The organism is Tropicimonas sp. IMCC34043 (assembly GCF_003390845.1).
Classification (GTDB): Bacteria; Pseudomonadota; Alphaproteobacteria; order Rhodobacterales; family Rhodobacteraceae; genus Tropicimonas.
In genome coordinates, this window is sequence record NZ_QMEK01000003.1 from 380,892 (window position 1) to 397,903 (window position 17,012).

The 17,012-nt window shown below is 67.2% G+C and carries 16 protein-coding genes; 5 read left to right on the forward strand and 11 right to left on the reverse strand.

Features of this window, described 5'->3' with window-relative positions; translation table 11 throughout:
- Positions 1-2: 2 nt before the first annotated feature.
- Positions 3-1,004: a class 1 fructose-bisphosphatase gene (locus DQG17_RS14295; RefSeq protein ID WP_198666145.1), complete on the reverse strand. Its 1,002-nt coding sequence runs from the start codon at positions 1,002-1,004 to the stop codon at positions 3-5.
- 99 nt (positions 1,005-1,103) lie between these two features.
- Between DQG17_RS14295 and DQG17_RS14300 the strand changes: the two genes are divergently transcribed.
- Positions 1,104-2,033, forward strand: a complete 930-nt coding sequence (locus DQG17_RS14300; protein WP_198666131.1) for a LysR family transcriptional regulator — start codon at positions 1,104-1,106, stop codon at positions 2,031-2,033.
- A 9-nt stretch (positions 2,034-2,042) separates the two neighbouring features.
- Here the strand turns inward: DQG17_RS14300 and eutC are convergent, their stop codons facing one another.
- The 6 genes from eutC to DQG17_RS14330 form a co-directional block, all read right to left on the reverse strand.
- A complete protein-coding gene (gene eutC, locus DQG17_RS14305; protein WP_116133517.1) occupies positions 2,043-2,810 on the reverse strand; it encodes an ethanolamine ammonia-lyase subunit EutC in 768 nt (255 codons plus the stop codon).
- The gene (locus DQG17_RS14310; RefSeq protein ID WP_116133518.1) at positions 2,807-4,189 is read right to left on the reverse strand and encodes an ethanolamine ammonia-lyase subunit EutB; all 1,383 of its coding nucleotides are present in this window, start codon (positions 4,187-4,189) and stop codon (positions 2,807-2,809) included. The genes eutC and DQG17_RS14310 overlap by 4 nt, the downstream gene beginning before the upstream one ends.
- 194 nt (positions 4,190-4,383) lie before the next feature.
- A complete protein-coding gene (locus tag DQG17_RS14315; protein ID WP_198666146.1) occupies positions 4,384-5,433 on the reverse strand; it encodes a twin-arginine translocation signal domain-containing protein in 1,050 nt (349 codons plus the stop codon).
- 109 nt (positions 5,434-5,542) lie between these two features.
- Positions 5,543-6,877, reverse strand: a complete 1,335-nt coding sequence (locus tag DQG17_RS14320; RefSeq protein WP_116133520.1) for a TRAP transporter large permease subunit — start codon at positions 6,875-6,877, stop codon at positions 5,543-5,545.
- Positions 6,877-7,386, reverse strand: coding sequence for a TRAP transporter small permease subunit (locus DQG17_RS14325; RefSeq protein ID WP_116133521.1), 510 nt, complete (start codon positions 7,384-7,386; stop codon positions 6,877-6,879). The genes DQG17_RS14320 and DQG17_RS14325 overlap by 1 nt, the downstream gene beginning before the upstream one ends.
- Before the next feature lie 33 nt (positions 7,387-7,419).
- Positions 7,420-8,184, reverse strand: a complete 765-nt coding sequence (locus tag DQG17_RS14330) for a DeoR/GlpR family DNA-binding transcription regulator (RefSeq protein ID WP_116133522.1) — start codon at positions 8,182-8,184, stop codon at positions 7,420-7,422.
- Positions 8,185-8,424: 240 nt separating this feature from the next.
- On the opposite strand from DQG17_RS14330, the gene DQG17_RS14335 reads away from it, so the two are divergent.
- The 4 genes from DQG17_RS14335 to DQG17_RS14350 all read left to right on the forward strand — a co-directional run bounded on the left by DQG17_RS14335 (position 8,425) and on the right by DQG17_RS14350 (position 13,308).
- Positions 8,425-9,825, forward strand: coding sequence for an NAD(P)/FAD-dependent oxidoreductase (locus DQG17_RS14335; protein ID WP_116133523.1), 1,401 nt, complete (start codon positions 8,425-8,427; stop codon positions 9,823-9,825).
- Positions 9,818-11,023 carry an FAD/NAD(P)-binding oxidoreductase gene (locus DQG17_RS14340; RefSeq protein WP_198666132.1) on the forward strand — a complete coding sequence of 402 codons (1,206 nt, stop codon included), beginning with the start codon at positions 9,818-9,820 and terminating at the stop codon, positions 11,021-11,023. The genes DQG17_RS14335 and DQG17_RS14340 overlap by 8 nt, the downstream gene beginning before the upstream one ends.
- Positions 11,023-12,435 (forward strand): FGGY family carbohydrate kinase, encoded by a 1,413-nt coding sequence (locus tag DQG17_RS14345; RefSeq protein ID WP_116133524.1) that lies wholly within the window; start codon positions 11,023-11,025, stop codon positions 12,433-12,435. The genes DQG17_RS14340 and DQG17_RS14345 overlap by 1 nt, the downstream gene beginning before the upstream one ends.
- A 225-nt stretch (positions 12,436-12,660) precedes the next feature.
- Positions 12,661-13,308 (forward strand): hypothetical protein, encoded by a 648-nt coding sequence (locus DQG17_RS14350; protein WP_198666133.1) that lies wholly within the window; start codon positions 12,661-12,663, stop codon positions 13,306-13,308.
- Positions 13,309-13,459: 151 nt separating this feature from the next.
- Here the strand turns inward: DQG17_RS14350 and DQG17_RS14355 are convergent, their stop codons facing one another.
- The 4 genes from DQG17_RS14355 to DQG17_RS14370 all read right to left on the reverse strand — a co-directional run bounded on the left by DQG17_RS14355 (position 13,460) and on the right by DQG17_RS14370 (position 16,636).
- Positions 13,460-14,353, reverse strand: coding sequence for a LysR family transcriptional regulator (locus DQG17_RS14355; RefSeq protein ID WP_116133525.1), 894 nt, complete (start codon positions 14,351-14,353; stop codon positions 13,460-13,462).
- A gap of 209 nt (positions 14,354-14,562) precedes the next feature.
- On the reverse strand, positions 14,563-14,766 hold the full coding sequence (locus DQG17_RS14360; protein WP_116133526.1) for a hypothetical protein: 204 nt from the start codon (positions 14,764-14,766) through the stop codon (positions 14,563-14,565).
- A gap of 84 nt (positions 14,767-14,850) precedes the next feature.
- On the reverse strand, positions 14,851-15,657 hold the full coding sequence (locus DQG17_RS14365) for a transglutaminase family protein (RefSeq protein ID WP_116133527.1): 807 nt from the start codon (positions 15,655-15,657) through the stop codon (positions 14,851-14,853).
- 79 nt (positions 15,658-15,736) lie between these two features.
- On the reverse strand, positions 15,737-16,636 hold the full coding sequence (locus DQG17_RS14370) for a hypothetical protein (protein WP_116133528.1): 900 nt from the start codon (positions 16,634-16,636) through the stop codon (positions 15,737-15,739).
- Positions 16,637-17,012: the final 376 nt, after the last annotated feature.

Consider the following 17,012-nt stretch of genomic DNA (forward strand, 5'->3'; position numbering starts at 1 on the left):
GATCAGGCGCGGAACAGGCCGCGGTCGCCGAATAGGGCCGAAACCTCGCGGTCAGGCAGGTCGTGGTAGGATGCTACGCGGTCCACCTTGTCGGCGGTTCCGAACACGAAGGGGGTGCGGGCGTGCAGGCTGTCTGGCACAAGATCGAGGATGCGGGTGGTCCCGGTCGTGGCCTTGCCGCCCGCCTGTTCGACCAGAAAGGCAATCGGTGCGCATTCATAGACCAGCCGCAACCGCCCCTTGGCATAGCCGCTGCGGTCGTCGGAGGGGTAGAGGAAGATGCCGCCGCGGGCCATGATCCGGTGGGTTTCGGCCACCAGCGAGGCCACCCAGCGCATGTTGAAGTTCTGGCCGCGCGGGCCGTCGACCCCGGCGAGGCAATCGTCGATATAGGCGCGCACCGGCTTCGACCAATGGCGATAGTTCGAGGCGTTGATGGCGAATTCGCTCGCATCGGCCGGCAAGACGGGCGCCTTCGGGGTTTCGCGGAACTGACCCGTGGCGCGGTCGAGGATGAACAGCCGCAGACCCGCGCCAAAGCTGGTGACCAGCGCGGTCTGGGGGCCATAGATGAAATAGCCGGTGGCGCGCAGATGCGAGCCGTCGCGCAGGAATGTTGCCGTCGCATCGGGTTCGGCCGGCTGGATCGCGAAGATCGTGCCGATCGAGACGTTGACGTCGATGTTCGAGGATCCGTCGAGCGGGTCGATGGCCAACGCCAGGCGCCCCTCGGGGTCGATTTCGGCCACCGTCTCGCGCTCTTCCGAGGCGTACCAGCGCACGCCGGTGCCGCGCAGCGCCGCGGCAAAGGCGTCGTCGGCCATGATGTCGAGCGCCTTCTGGCTGTCGCCGTCGGTATTGGCGCCGACCGTGGCGCCAAGGCTCTGGCCGAGCGGTCCGAGTGCGATGGTGGCCGACAGATCCGCGGCGACCGCGCAGAGCGCCGAGATGATCGGCGCGATGTCTGCGGGAATTTCGGTGCCTGTGGTGGCCGGTGTGAGCATCATGATCTGGCCTCCCCTCCTCGTCTTTTGCGCCTTTCTTGTTCCCGATTTTCAGTGATAGATAAATTTAGAAATTCGATGGTATGTGTAAGGAAAATTTTGAAACGCCTCGATCAGATCAGCCTCAGGCAGCTTCGGGCTCTTGACACCGTTGCGCGCGAAGGCACTGTCACGGCCGCCGCCGATTGCCTTGGGCTGACCGGGCCGGCCGTTCACAGCCAGCTGAAATTGCTGGAGGAATCCATCGGATCAGCGCTGCTGGAACGGGACGGCAAGGGGCCAAGCCAGCCCACCCCGCAGGGCCGGGTGCTGATCGAAGCCTATTGCGAGGTCCGCGCCTCGCTCGAACGGGCCGTGCACACGATAAATGCGCTCGACCGCGGCCAGATCGGCAGCGTGGTGCTGGGCGTCGTCAGCACGGCTAAGTATTTCGCCCCGCGAATCGTCGCCCGGCTGCGGCAGGAGTTCCCCGAGGTCGACATCATCCTGAAGGTCGGCAACCGCGAGGTAACGGTCGCGGGACTGGCCAAGGGCGAGTTCGACCTGTGCCTCATGGGGCGCCCGCCGCGCGAGCCGCTGTGCGAGGCGATCCCGCTTGGCGACAACCCCCATGTTCTGATCGCGGCTGCGGACCATCCGCTGGCACAGCAGGCGCGGGTCGACAGCGAAGCGTTGCTGCGCGAGCACTTCGTGATGCGCGAGGATGGCTCGGGAACGCGAATTCTGGCGATGCGGTTCGTCGAAGACATCGCTCGCGGGCAGGCGGTGCGCATGGTCGAGATGTCGTCGAACGAAACCATAAAGCAGGCGGTGATGAGCGGGCTCGGCATCGCCGTGATCTCGGGGCACACGGTCGCCGAGGAACTGCGGACGGGTCGGCTGGCGATGCTGTCCTGCGCCGGGATGCCCATTGTCCGGAAATGGTATCTGCTGAGCCGTCCCGACCGCCACACGCGGCCCGCCGCCCACAAGGTGCAGGCGTGGATCGTCGAGAATTCGGCGTCGCTGTTCCCCGACCTGAACCTTTAGGCCCGCAGTTCAGGTCGCGCGGCCGATCCCGGTCTGGCCGTGGCCGTCGAGCGCCGGGGCATCGTCCTTCAGCGCGATCCCGGTCAGCCCTCGGGCCAGTGCCTGACGGGCAAGCCAGGCGATCTTGGCCGCCGCCTGCTCATGGCTCTGGCCGCCGCGGGCATGGATGTTCGAGATGCAGTTGCGTTCGCTGTCGCGCCGGCCATCGCGAGGGGCGAAGGTCAGATAGGCGCCAAGGCTGTCGGCCACGGTCAGGCCCGGCCGTTCGCCGACCAGCACCACGACCAGCCGGGCACCAAGACGCGCGCCGATCTGATCGCCGATGGCGACCCGGCCCTGACGGGCAAGCACGACGGGGCCGACTTTCAGGCCCTTCAGCGGCCCGTCGCAGGCACGCACGACCGCGGCAGCGTGGGTCTGGACCGCATCGGCCGAAAGCCCGTCGGCAATGACAAAGGCGAGATCCGACGCCGGATGCCCGTCGAGCGCGGGCCAGTCGCCGGGCCCGAGCCTGCGGCCAAGGTCAGGGCGGCGCAGATAGGTCGCGCGGTCCGGGGCGGCGCTGTCGACAAGGATCGTCGGGTGGGGGGCGAGGTCATCGGCGAGGGCCGCGAAATCGACGGCCCGCTGGACGGCGTCGCGGGCGCGGGCATGGGCGAACTGGAATTCGAGGTTGGCCGCAACGGGCAGGGCGCTTCCGGCCCGGCCGAGCCCGATCCGGGCCGGCGTCGCGGCGCGCAGCCGCGCCCAGGGGTCTTTCGTCACCTCGCCTGTCATGCCGCCCCCGCGATCAGGGCACGGGTCGGTGCATCGGATTCGAGCAGGTGGCCGCTTGCGTCGATCAGGCCGACACGCTCCAGCCAGGCTTCGAACTCGGGCGCCGCGCGCAGCCCGAACGTGTTGCGCAGGTAGACGATGTCGTGGAAGCTCAGGCTTTGATAATTCAGCATGATGTCGTCCGAACCCGGAACCGCGATCAGGAAGGTGACGCCGGCATCGGCAAGCAGCGTCATCAGCACGTCCATGTCGTTCTGGTCGGCCTCGGCGTGGTTGGTATAGCAGACATCGACCCCCATTGGCAGGCCAAGCAGCTTGCCGCAGAAGTGATCCTCGAGCCCCGCGCGAATGATCTGCTTGCCGTCATAGAGGTATTCGGGGCCGATGAATCCGACGACGGTGTTGACCAGCAACGGGCGATAGCGTCGGGCGACGGCATGGGCGCGCGCCTCCAGCGTCTGCTGATCGACGCCGTGGTGGGCATCGGCAGACAGCGCCGAGCCCTGACCGGTTTCGAAATACATCACGTTCTGCCCGGTGGTGCCGCGGCCGAGCGAAAGCGCCGCGTCATAAGCCTCGTCCAGCACCGACAGGCTGACGCCGAAGCCGTCGTTCGCGGCCTCGGTGCCGGCAACGGACTGGAACACCAGATCGATGGGGGCGCCGCGCGCCATGATCTCGATCGCGTTGGTGATGTGGGTCAGAACGCAGCTTTGCGTGGGGATCTCGTAGCGCTGGCGCAGTTCGTCCAGCATCTCGATCAGGGCGATGGCGTTCGGGATGTTGTCGGTCGCGGGGTTGATGCCGATCACCGCGTCGCCGACGCCATAGGTCAGCCCGTCGAGGATGCCGGCCGCGATCCCCTGCAGGTCGTCCGAAGGGTGGTTCGGCTGCAACCGGCTGCCGATGCGGCCGGGCAGGCCCAGCGTGGTGCGGAAGGCCGCGGTGACGGGCGCCTTGCGCGCGGCGGAAATCAGGTCGCGGTTGCGCATCAGCTTCGCGGTCGCAGCGACCATCTCGGGCGTCAGGCCGGGGGCCAGGGCTGTCACCTGCGCAGGCGTTGCCGCGTCCGACAGCAGCCAGTCGCGAAACCCGCCGACAGTCATCGACCGGACCGGCGCGAAGGCGGCGTCGTCGTGGCTGTCGAAGATCAGCCGCGTCACCTCGTCGGTCTCATAGGGGATCACCGCCTCGCTGAGGAACGTGGTCAGCGGCAGATCGGCCAGCACCGCCTGCGCGGCAACCCGGGCAGTCTCGCTGGCCGCGGCGATCCCGGCCAGTTCGTCGCCCGATCGCAACGGGGTCGCTGCGGCAAGGGTTTCGCGCAGCGAGCCGAAGCGGAAGGTCTCGCCGCCGAAGGCGGTGCGGTAGAGTGTCATCGAGGGGATCCGTTGGCGGACATTTCAGGTTTGGGGACCGCGACGGCCGGACCCAGAAAGCCAGGCAAACGACCGGCAGCCTGCAGGAAGGCACTGCCCGGCGCGGGTGCCGGGTGGGTGGGAAGATCTGGGTGGTACATCAATTGCCGATGATAGCACGGAGCCGCACCTAATGGCACGGCTCCGAACGCGGTTCAACGATAGGGGTAGCCCGCGGCTTCCTGCACGGCGGAATACTGCTTGAAGATCTCGACCACGCGCGCCGCACGCGGCGAGGTGGCGGCGATCTCGTCCCAGAACACCTGCGCGTCGCCCACGACCTGCGCCCATTCCTCGGGCGGCAGCGAGGTCAGTTCCATCTTCTGGCCCTCGACCCGCAGCTTGGCCTCGCCGCCCCAGTACCAGACGTTGCGGTAATAATGCGACTGGTCGATGGTGGTCAGGTAAAGCTGCTTGAGATGCGGCGGCACCTTGGCCCAGGATTCCGAGTTGGCGAAATAGCTGCCGAACCAGGCGCCGGTGACCGAGTTGGTCAGGGCATAGTTGCAGACGTCGGCCCAGCCGACCTCATAGGCTTCGGTGAACCCGCACCAGGCGACACCGTCAAGCTCGCCGGTGCGCATCGCCACCTCGACGTCGTCCCAGGGCACGGTCACCGGGATCAGGCCATACTGGCTGAGGAACTTCCCGGCGGTCGGCACGCCAAAGACGCGTTTGCCCTTCATGTCGGCAAGGCTGCGGATCGGTTCGTTGACGGTGAAGATGTGCAGCGGATCCCAGGCGCCGGTCGACAGCCAGGTGACGTTCTCGACCTCGTCGTAGGCCTCCTGCCAGATCTTGTCCAAGCCGTAGTACATGAACATCGCCGCCACATCGAGGCTGTAGCGGGTGGCAAAGGGGAAGTAGCCGCCGAAGACCGAGATATCGACCGGCGAGGCCATGGTCGCCTCGTCCGACTGCACCGCATCGAGCACGCCGTTCTGCAGTGAGCGGAACAGCTCGGCCGTGGGGACAAGCTGGTCGGCGTAGTAAAGCTCGATCTCCATCTCGCCATTGGCGGCGGCGTTGAACGCCTCGATCTGCGGCAGGATCACATGGGCGCCCAGCGGGGCACCGGAATAGGTCTGCAGCCGCCATTTGATCGGCGCCGACTGCGCGTTGAGGTAGGGCGCGGCCAGCGGGCTGGCGGCAAGTGCCGCACCGCCGAGGCCCGCGCGCTTCATGAAGCTTCGGCGGGTCGACAGGATGCGTTCGGACGGCGTGATGAGTTTCGGGGTCTTCTCGGTCATCTTCTTGGTCTCCTTCAGTTGGAATGATCCAGCCTTCTGCGGGCGGTTCGGGGAAGGGGCAGGCTCATCGCGCGTTCGCCATCTGGGGCAGCCAGAGCGCGATACCGGGAAACAGCATGACCAGAAGGATGGTCAGCGCCATCATGATCACGAAGGGCCAGATCGACCGGTAGATGTCGGTCAGCCCGATCTCCTTTGGCGCCATCGAGCGCATCAGGAACAGGTTATAGCCGAAGGGGGGCGTGATATAGGCGATCTGGCAGGTCATCGTATAGAGCACGCCGAACCAGATCAGCTGGTTGTCGATGCCGAGATCGAGCATCCGCACCAACGGGATATAAAGCGGCGCGACGATCACCAGCATGGCGGTGTCGTCGAGGAACATGCCCATCACGATGAAGCTGACCTGCATCATGATGATGGTCTGCCAGGGCGTCAGCTCCCAGTTGTTGATGAACAGGTTCTCGATCGCGCGGACCGCGCCAAGGCCGTCGAAGACGGAACCAAAGGCCAGCGCGGCCAGGATCAGCCACAGGAACATGCAGGAGATGGCGAGCGTCTTGCGCGCGGTCTCGTGCAGGATGCGAAAGCTCAGGCGTCGTTTGAACAAGGCGGCCAGCGTCGCCGAGGTGGCGCCGACGGCCGAGCTTTCCACAAGGCTGATATAGCCCATGACGAACAGCCCGGTCATGGCGAAGAAGATCAGGAACGGGATGATCCCGGCGCGCAGCAGCGCCAGCTTTTCGCTGAGCGGCAGGTTCAGGTCGTCTTCCGACACCGTCGGTGCAAGCGACGGGTTCAACCGGGCGCGCACGAGGATATAGACGATGAACATCGCGGCCATCAGCAGCCCCGGCACGACGCCGGCAAGCCACAGCTGGCTGACCGGCTGGCGCGCGATCATGCCGTAAAGCACCAGCACGACCGAGGGCGGCACCAGAATGCCAAGCGAGGACCCGCCTTGCACCACGCCCGAAATCAGAACCTTGTCATAGCCGCGCCTGAGCATCTCGGGCAGCGCGATGGTGGCGCCGATTGCCATGCCGGCGACCGACATCCCGTTCATGGCCGATATGATCACCATCAGCACGATGGTTCCGACCGCCAGCCCGCCGCGCACCCGGCCGAACCAGACGTGCAGCATCTTGTAGAGGTCTTCGGCGATGCCCGCCTCGGACAGGATATAGCCCATGTAGATGAACAGGGGCAGGGTCAGCATCGGGAACCAGTTGAACAGCTTGAACGCCGACGAGAACGGGATCTCGACCCCGCCGGTGCCATAGAGCATCAGCACCATGCCCGAGGCGACAAAGCCGATCGCGGCAAAGACGCGCTGGCCGGTCAGCAGCAGCACCATCATCGAGGCGAACATCAGCAGGGCGATCATTTCGTGGGTCATCAGATCGCTTTCCCGCGCAGCTTGGCCACGGTCTTTATGAAGATGGATATGGTTTGCAGGATCATCAGCGCGATGCAGGCGACCATCAGCGACTTGATCGGGATCATCGAGGGGTTCCACATCGAGAACCGCTTTTCGTTGGTCGCGATGGCATAGCCGAGGCTGGAGATCGACCCCCAGAACAGCACGCCAAGATAGAACAGCAGGCAGAAGATCGTGACCGCGTCGAGCCAGGCCTTGCCGCGTTCGGACAGGCGTTCATAGAACAGGTCCATGCGGACATGGTCTTCGTTCTTCAACGACATCGCGCCGCCCATGAAGTAATAGGCGGCAAGCGTGAACTGGGTGAACTCGACGCACCAGTTCAGCGGGATGTCGATCACGTTGCGGGTTATCGCATCGAGCAGCAACACCCCGACCATGACGAAGATCAGGTACATCGCGACAATGCCGACATAGTCCGAGATCCTGTCGACGGTGCGCACATAGGCGCGGATCATTTCTGGCATAGGTATCTCCTGCCCGCCGTCATCTGCCCACCCTCACCGGATCGTCACGCCAGCCTCGCCAAGCGCGTCGGCCAGGGAAGCCTCGGGGGGCCTTTCCGTAACGAGAACGTCGATCTCGTCGAAGCCACAGACGCGAAAAGCGGCGCGTCTGCCAAATTTCGAGGCGGTCGCCAGAACGATGACGTTCTGCGCCCGCGCGATCATGGCGCGCGCAATCTCGGCCTCGGCCACGTTCGAATCCATGGCCCCGATGTCGGGCGCGAGTGCCGCGACCGTGACGATGGCGTGGTCGGCGCGGTATAGGTCGAGCTGCGCCAGCGCCGCGGCGCCCACGGTCTGGTGATTGCCGGCGGCATAGCTGCCGCCAAGCAGGAAGACCTGGGTCTCGTCCTCGGCCGCGCGGCGCCCGAAGCTGCTGGCGATTGCCAGCGAATTGGTGATGACCGACAGGCCGCGAATCCCGGCCATGGCCTCGGCCGCGATCAGCGTGGTCGATCCGGTGTCGATCATGATCGTGTCGCCGGCGCCGATCTCGGGCACCAGCTTGGCGGCAATGGCGGCCTTGGCCTCGGGGTCCTCGGCCATCCGGTCCTGAAAACTCGGCTCGACATGCAGCCGCGCCAGCGGGCGGGCGCCGCCATGGACCTTGCGCAGCACCCCGTCGGTGGCCAGCCGGGCCAGATCGCGGCGGATGGTTTCGGCCGATACGGCGAAGGCCTGTGCCAGCGTCTCGACGCTTTGTTCGCCCCGGCGTTCCACCAGCGCGGCAATCTCGGCTCTGCGGTCTATCGGCCTCATCGAAGCTCCAATCGTCCTCGGACCGGGGCCCGGTGAATGGGGTGTCGCGCCGCCAGCGACGGAAGAGGAAGGAGCCACCCGGCAGCTGCGACATGCTCAGGATACGGGCAATGCGGCGCGGCCTGTCAACAAAAATGCCCGAATTATGACTGTATGGCCGATATTCTGCCCCAAACATTGACCATATGGGCATTCGATGCCCATATTTAGGTCGAGATGTGACCGGAAGGACCCGAATCAATGCCAGACAGGACGCACGGCAACACCTGTTTCGACGTCGCGGTGATCGGTGCCGGTGTGATCGGTTGCGCCATCGCGCGGCGGCTGAGCCTGCTTGGGGCCCATGTCGCGGTGCTGGAAAAGGCGCCCGACATCCTCGATGGCGCATCAAAAGCCAACAGCGCGATCCTGCACACCGGCTTTGACGCCCCGGTTGGTTCGCTTGAGGCCGAGTGCATCCGCGAGGGTCACCGCGAATACCTCGAGATCCGCGAGCGGCTGAACCTGCCGCTCGACCGCTGCGGCGCGCTGGTGCTGGCCTGGACCGAGGCCGAAGAGGCGAAGCTGCCCGAGCTGATCGCGCAGGCGCACGCAAATGGCGTCGCGGATGTCGAGATGTTGGGCCGCAACCGGATCCTCGATCTGGAGCCGGCGCTTGCGCCCCGGGTCCGTGCCGGGTTCCTGGTGCCGCGGGAAAGCCTGATCGACCCCTGGTCGGCGCCGCATGCCTATCTGCTGCAGGCCTTGGAGACTGGCGCCACGCTGTTGCGCGACTGTGCGGTGACCGGCGGCGACTTTGACGGCTCCGAATGGCGGCTCGAGACGTCGCAAGGGCCGCTGCGGTCGGGTATCGTCGTCAACGCCGCGGGGCTTTACGGCGACCGCGTGGACGAGATGCTGCTGGGGGAAAGCACGTTCGATATTCGGCCCCGCAAGGGCCAGTTCGTGGTCTTCGACAAGACCGCGGCGCGGCTCGCGCGGCACATCCTGCTGCCGGTGCCGGGCGAAAAGACCAAGGGGATCGTGGTTTGCCGCACGGTCTGGGGCAATCTGCTGGTCGGCCCCACCGCCGAGGAACAGAGCGATCGCCAGACCGCGGCGCTGGTCCCCGAGACGCTCGAGATGCTGCGCGCCAGGGGGGCCGAGATCCTGCCGGCGCTGGCGGAGGAGGAGATCACGACGCTTTATGCCGGTTTGCGCCCCGCGACCGAGCGCAAGGAATACCGTGTCACGGCCCACGAGGGGCGGGCGATGATCACCGTCGGCGGGATCCGCTCGACCGGGCTGTCGGCGGCGCTGGGGCTCGCCGCCCATGTGGCGCGGCTGGCCGAGGCGCTGGGGCTTTCCCCGGCGCCGCCAGCCGATCCGGTCTGGCCCGCGGTCGCGAACATCTCGGAAGGGGCAGAACGCGACTGGCAGCGGCCGGGCAATGGCGGCATCCTGTGTCATTGCGAACTGGTGACGCGGCGCGAGGTCGAGGCCGCGATGACAGGCCCGCTGGCGCCGCAGACGCTGGCCGGGCTGAAACGGCGGACGCGGGTGACGATGGGGCGCTGCCAGGGGTTCTATTGCTCGGCAGCCCTTGCCGCCTGCACGAAGGGACGGTTGGCCCATCCGATGGTGGAGGACGATGATGAGTGATCTGCCGCAGCTCTGTGATGTGCTGATCGTCGGCGGCGGCCCGGCCGGGCTGGCGGCGGCGGTGCGGCTGCGCGCATTGGGCATCGGCTCGGTCCATGTGCTGGAGCGCGAATCCGAGACCGGCGGCATCCCCCGCCACTGCGCCCATTCCCCCTATGGCCTGCGCGAATTCCGGCGGCCGATGTTCGGCCCCGCCTTTGCCCGCCGCCTGACCGCGGCGGCCGAAGCGGCGGGTGCGTCCCTGCACCGGCAGGTCACAGTCACGGCGCTGCATCCGGGCGGGCGGGTATCGCTGAGCACGCCCGACGGGATGGCCGAGATCGACGCCCGCGCCGTGCTGCTGGCGACCGGCGTGCGCGAAAGCCCGCGCGCCGTGCGGCTGATCGGCGGGACCAAACCCGGCGGCGTGCTGAACACCGGCGCCTTGCAGGGGCTGGTGCATCTGGACGGGTTGAAGCCGTTTTCGCGGCCGCTGATCTTGGGGACGGAACTGGTCTCGTTCTCGGCGCTGCTGACCTGCCGGCAGGCCGGAATGCGCCCGGTGGCCATGGTCGAGCCGAACGACCGGATGACGGCGCAGGCGCCATTGCGGGCTGCGCCGCTCGTGTTCGGGGTGCCGCTGTGGCTGAACACCGACCTGGTCGCGATTCATGGCGCCGATCGGGTGGAGGGCGTGACGCTGGCCACGGGGTCTACGACGCGCGAGGTCGAGGTGGACGGGGTGGTATTGACCGGCCGGTTCCGGCCCGAGAACGCCCTGTTGCGGGCCAGCCATCTGGCGGTCGATCCCGGCACGCTCGGCCCCGAGGTCGATCAGTACGGCCGCTGTTCGGATCCGGCCTATTTCGCCGCCGGCAACCTGCTGCGCGCGGTCGAGACCGCGGGCTGGTGCTGGGCCGAGGGACGGGCGGTCGCGGGGGCCATCGCGGCAGATCTGGCGGGCCGGTTGCCGCCGCGCGCGGCGGCGCAGGCGGTGTCGGTCGAGGGCGCAGGCCTTGCCTGGGTGCTGCCGCAGAGGATCGCCCCCGCCGGGCCGCCGCCGGCGTTGCCGCGGCTGCAGGCGCGGGCGGCGCGGGATCTGGGCGGCGATCTGTTGCTGGGTGGGCGGCGGCATCGGCTGGCGACAAGGCCAGAGCGGCGGATGACCTTCGATCTGCCGGCCGTCGAGGACACCGTGATCCGGCTCGAGGGGTGCTGATGCGCTGTCTTGCCATCGATCAGGGCACGACCAGCACGCGCGGTATTCTGGTCGCTGCGGATGGCCGCGCCGAGCCGGTCGCAAGCCTTGCCCATCGCCAAATCCTTCCCCGGCGCGGCTGGGTCGAACATGACCCCGAGGAACTGCTGGCGAACGTGGCGGCGGCGCTTGCGGCGGGTGCGGCCCGCGGCGCCACGTCCTGGGCGCTGGCCAATCAGGGCGAAAGCTGTCTGGCCTGGGACGCGACAAGCGGGGCGGCGATCAGCCCTGTCATCGTCTGGCAGGATGCCCGCACCGCCGAGGTGACCGACGCCCTGCAGCGCGACGGCGCGGCGGCCGAGGTTGCGGCACGGGCCGGGCTGCCGCTCGACCCATATTTCTCGGCCTCGAAACTCGGCTGGATCCTGCGCCATGTGCCGCAGGCGCGGGCGCTGCTGGCCTCCGGGCGGCTGCGGCTCGGCACCACCGACGCGTTCTTCCGCGACCGCCTGACCGGCCGGTTCGAGACCGATCCCGCCACCGCCTCGCGCACCTCGCTGATGAACCTAGCCAGTTGCCGCTGGGACCCCGAGCTGTGCCGGATCTTCGGCGTCCCGATCGAGGCGCTGCCGCGCATCGTTCCCTGCGCCGGGGCGCTTGGCACGGCCGAAGGGCTGCCGCTCGCGGCCAGCATCGTCGATCAGCAGGCGGCGCTTTTCGGGCACGGCTGCCGCGCGCCGGGGGACACCAAGATCACCTTTGGCACCGGCGCCTTCGTGCTGGCGGTTGCGGGCGCCGCGCCGCCCGCGCCGGGTCTCGGGGCGTTGCCGACGGTTGCCTGGCAGCAGGATGGCGCGGCGCCTGTCTATGCGCTCGACGGCGGGGTCTATGCCGCCTCGGCGGCGCTGAACTGGGCGCGGGATCTGGGGCTGTTTTCCGGGTTCGACGAGATCTCGGGGCTTGGCGGGTCCTCGATGCTGGCGCGCGGCCTTGTCTTCGTGCCGGCGCTCGTCGGGCTTGCCTGTCCGCACTGGGATCGCGGGGCGACCGGCGCCTGGCTGGGGCTGACGCTGGAAACCGGGCGGCAGAACATGGTTCAGGCGATCCTCGAGGGCGTCGCCTATCGCACCGCCGAGGTGCTGGAGGCGATGGGGCGCTGCACGGCGATCCGGTCGCCGATCGCGATTGACGGCGGCATGTCGCAAAACCCGGGCTTCGCCCGCATCCTCGCCAATGTCTGCCGCCGGTCGGTCGTTGTCTCGGATCAGGCCGAGCGCACGGCGCTGGGTCTGGCGGCGCTGGCGGACGAGGCGCAGGGACAGGTCCTGCCGCTGCCGCAGGGCGGACAACGCGTCGACCCCGATCCGGGCTATCCCGACCTGCACGACGCCTTCGCGCGCGCGCGCGACATCGCCCGGATCCGGCTGGTCTGAGGCCGCATATCCGCGGCGGGCGACTTTGCCGGGCCGGAGTGGACAGCGCGCCTTGCATGCGGCATCGGCGGGCATCTCCCCTGCCGCACTCATGAAAAATCTGCCCGGTCCGCCGCCAAACTGGCGCGCAGGGTGAACTGCCTGAATCCGCATCGGCTATTGGTAGCGCAGGGCGGCAGGGCGAAAGTCCTGCCGCCGGAGCCTCACGCGAATTTGGAGGAACACATGTTGAGAGCCTGGAGCCTGCCCGCTGTCGCGGCACTCGCCATCGCGCTGTCACCGATCACGGGTTTTGCCCAGTCGGCGCCACCGCCGCACAAGCCGCTTGAAAAGACGATCGGCCAGGCCCGGCCCGATATCGTGCCCTCGCTGATTGTGATGAATTCCGCGGGCGCGACGCTTGCCGACGGCACGCTGACGCTGAAGGGCATCGCCGGCAACGCCATCGTCTTTGCCGACCGCCCGGTGCGTTCGGCCGGGCACGCGCCGACCGCGGTGTTGCTGGACGAATGGAACCCCGCCTATCCCGACAGCTTCTATGCCGATCCGCCGAATGCCACGGTGTCGGTTTTTGGCGAGACCGAGAAGAACGTCTATGACGCCGTGGTCACGTTGACCAACCCGCGGATGGAGGGCGCCGATCTGATGTTCGACGTCGCAGTGCTGGAAGGCAGTCTCGACGGGGCGAGCGGGCCTGCGGCCGTGTTCATCGACCTGATCGGCCGGCCTTTGACCCCGCTCTCGTTCGCCGGCGTTGCCCGGCGGACCGCCTATCGCGGCGCCTTCTACGCCGCCGGTGCAGAGGCCGCCGCGAGACCCTATGGCCCCTATTCCGAGCCCTGCGGCTATGCCCCCTATCCTCCCTGCCGCTGAGGTCGGGGAGGAGCGGGTTCATCTGCCCGGTGGGGGGCGGTGGACCCGCAAACCGGTTGTGGCGAGTGATCCAGGTGCTCATCGGCCTCGCCTTATGGCGGGGCCGATGTTCTTTCTACCGACCTTGTGGCGCGCCTGAGCGGGGGGGCGATCAGGCGTGGACGCGGCCCATGTCCTCGACCGCGAAGTCGATCAGCGCGCGGACCTTTCGCGGCAGGACGGCGCCGGCAAGGTGAACGGCGCTTATGTCGAACAGCGGGGTCGGGTAGTCGACGAGCAGCGGCACCAGCCGGCCCTCCGCAAGGTCGGCACCCAGCACGAAGTCGGGGCAGCAGATGATGCCTTGGCCGGCTACGGCCAGATCGCGGGCCACGCGGGCGCTGTTGACCATGAAATGGCCCGAGACCGCGACCTCTTGCGCGGCCGATCCTTCGCCGAACCGCCAGCGCCTGCCACCGCGGCGGTTGGTGTCATAGATGCAGATGTGATCGGCCAGATCGGCGGGGACCTGCGGCGCGCCATGGTCCGCGACATAGTCGGGGGAGGCCACAACCAGCATGCGGATCCCGCCCAGACGGCGGGCCAGCAGCGCGCTGTCGGGCAGGGTCCCGATGCGGAAGGCAACGTCGATCCCCTCGGCCGCGAGATCGACAAAGGCATCGGACAGGCGCAGGTCGATGGTCAGATCCGGGTGGGGCGCGGCAAAGCGGGTCAGCAGGCCGGTCACCCGCATCTCGCCGAATGTCACCGGGGCTGAAACCCGCAGCGTGCCGGAAAAGCCCTGCGCATTCTCGGTCACGTCCCCCAGTAGGTCGTCGAGGTCTTCGAGCCAGGCCGGCGCCCGGGCCAGAAGCCGTTCGCCCGCAGGCGTCAGCCCGACGCGCCGGGTCGTGCGTTGCAACAGCCGGGCGCCAAGCCGCGCCTCGAGCTCGGCCACGTATTTCGAGGTAAGCCTGTTCGAGACCCCCAGCCGGTCGGCCGCGGCGGTGAAAGAGCCGGTCTGGGCGGTGGCCACAAAGGCGCGAAGGCCGTCGATGAGATCCATGGAACAGGGAACGCCTTGTGGAAAGTCACCGAAATTTGTCGCCAATTCTCGGGCAAAGGCAAGATCGGGCGGTCTAATGGCCCCGAGCAGACCGACACCCGCGGCCTTCGGTTGCCAATGGATCCGATCAGCCGGGCAATGCCCGCCTGTCCGGTGCGCTGTCCGGCATCGGCGCGCCGTCGCCCAAGACGGACGGCGCGCAGAAAGGCCTAGCCCCGGCGGGGTGACGCCTTCACGGCGGCAAGGGTTGCGGCGCCGGATGCCTCGCGTTCCATCCGGGCCTTGCGGAGGCGCTGCACCTTGTCGCTGCGTTCCTGGGATTCGGCGTCGACAATGACCTTGGCCGTCTCATAGGTCCGCTTGGTCGTCAGTTCGAACCGGGCGGGTGCCATGGGCTCCTTCTTGCGTGTCATTCCGTTTCCCCTTTGCTGGGATTTCCGTTCGCTCCGGTCCATCGGCGATGGCGCTCCGCACCCTGAGCGTCCCGGTCTCGATGCTCAAACAATCTCGTCGGTCCAGACCTCGAAATGGGTCAGATTGGCAGCGCCGAAGGTCTGTGTCAGCGGCACGTCCGCGGCGTCGCGCCCGCGCGCGATCAGGACGCGCCCGATCCTGCGGACGTTGTTGCGCGGATCGAACGTCCACCATGCGCCGCCAAGGAAGACCTCCATCCAGGCAGCGAAGTCGCCCGGCGGATAGGGCGGCGGCGTGCCGATGTCGCCGAGATACCCGGTGCAGTAGCGGGCCGGGATGTTCATGCAGCGGCAGAACGCGATGGCCAGATGGGTGTAGTCGCGGCAGACCCCCACGCGTTCGTTCAGTGCCTCGGAGGCGGTCCGGGTGTTGCGGGCGTTGTGATAGCCGAATTCAATGGTTTCATGGACATAGTCGCAGATCGCCTGCACCCTTGCCCAGCCCGGAGGCGTATTCTCGAACAGCTGCCAGGCCCGATCCGACAGCAGATCGGTGTCGCAATAGCGGCTGCCCAGAAGGCAGCTCAGCGTCTCGGCGGGCAGATCCTCGACCGGGTGCTGGATGGCATCGGGCTCGAAGGGATCGAGCGCACCGCTGTCGCGGAAGATCCCGTCGGCGCCGATCATGAACTCGCCGGCCGGGGCGACGAACCGGGTGCACCAGTTTCCGAAGCCGTCACGATAGCTTTCTATCGGCACGCTTGGCGTGGTGAACAGGAAATCCGGCCGCTCCAGATCGCCAAATCGCGAATAATGGACGTTCAGAAGGGCGATCATCGGGGTCGGTTTGGGCAGACTGTACCCAAGGCGGCAGCCAAGTCTTATGCGCATCTTTTCGTCTCCCGTGCGGGTGTGAATATGTCCGGCCGGTCGGAGCAACGCGCCGTTTCGGTTCGCCTGGCGATCCCGGTCATTGCCCGGCAACGCAGGTCCCCGAAGAAAGCCGGAAGCTTGTATTGCAGGTCCAATCGTTGCCGCCGTCGTCGAGATGGGCGTTCGCCGGAACCAGAAGGGCAACGCAGGCCTCTCCTTCAGCGGCATAGCCGCGCTCGCAGGCCCAGCCCTGACCGTTGTAGGTATCGACGAGATAGCCATGTTCCGGCACCATGATCTTGTCGCAGCGCCCGGCAGCCCTGTTATAGCCGCGTTCGCAGGCCCAGGCCTTGCCGTCGCGACCGTTGGCGAGATAACCGTTTTCTGGCACGCGGATCCGGGCACACTTGTCGCCCGAGCGTTCATAGCCGCGCTCGCATTCCCAGGTCGTCCGGAATCTGCCGTCCGAGAGATAGCCATGTTCCGGCACGCGGATCGGATCGCAACGTTCGCCACTGCGGATGAAACCGCGATCACAGCGCCAGCGGGTGCCCGAGGCATCGAGAAAGCCATTTTTCGGAACCGGGATCGCCAGGCAGGTCGTGTCGTCTTTTTCGAACCCGAAGTTGCATTTCCAGCCTGAGCCATAGGCGCTGTCGGTTGGATAGGCATTGTCGGGCACGGCAACGGCCAGGCATTCCTCGCCGCTCTGGCGAAATCCGAGGTCGCAGGCCCAGCTGTCGCCAAAGCTTCGGGCATGGGCATTCGCCGGCACGGCCAATTCGGTCGCCTGGGCGGGGCGGGGCGGGGCGATCAGCGACAGGGCCGCAATCAGGGACAGACCGGCGAGAAACGCGGAACTGCCGGGCCTGCGCGGTGCACCGGCCTCGGGTTGGAAATCTTTGCTGCTGGAGAAGCGGCCTTCGGCCGACAGCCGGGCGGTTTTTGCCGTCTGAATGCCACTGCGGCAGAGGACGCGGATATTTTGGAACGTCACGATCGAAAGGATCGTCCAAAATGTGATGATCGACCCTCCAACACCCTGCGCAGCGCGCCCGGCGCCGCATCATGCGGCGATCCCACATGCTTTCCCTCGCACGGATCGAGGTACAAGACAACCTCGCCGATCCGAAGGACGCATATTGAGGCATGTAAGTGCGTGTTGCCTGCGTTTCAACCGGCTGCGCCGGGGTGCACTTGCGCTGCCGCGGGCTCTGGCCTGGACCCGCGGGCGGGGCTCGGTGACGGCAAGCAGTATTCCGGGCGGACGCCGGGGCCGTCGCGGCAACGCGCGTGGATCCCGTTTTCGCAACGTCCTTGGTCCAGGACTCTGTGGCCGGGGAATTCATAGGAAAATCCTATGAAAGTGGTTT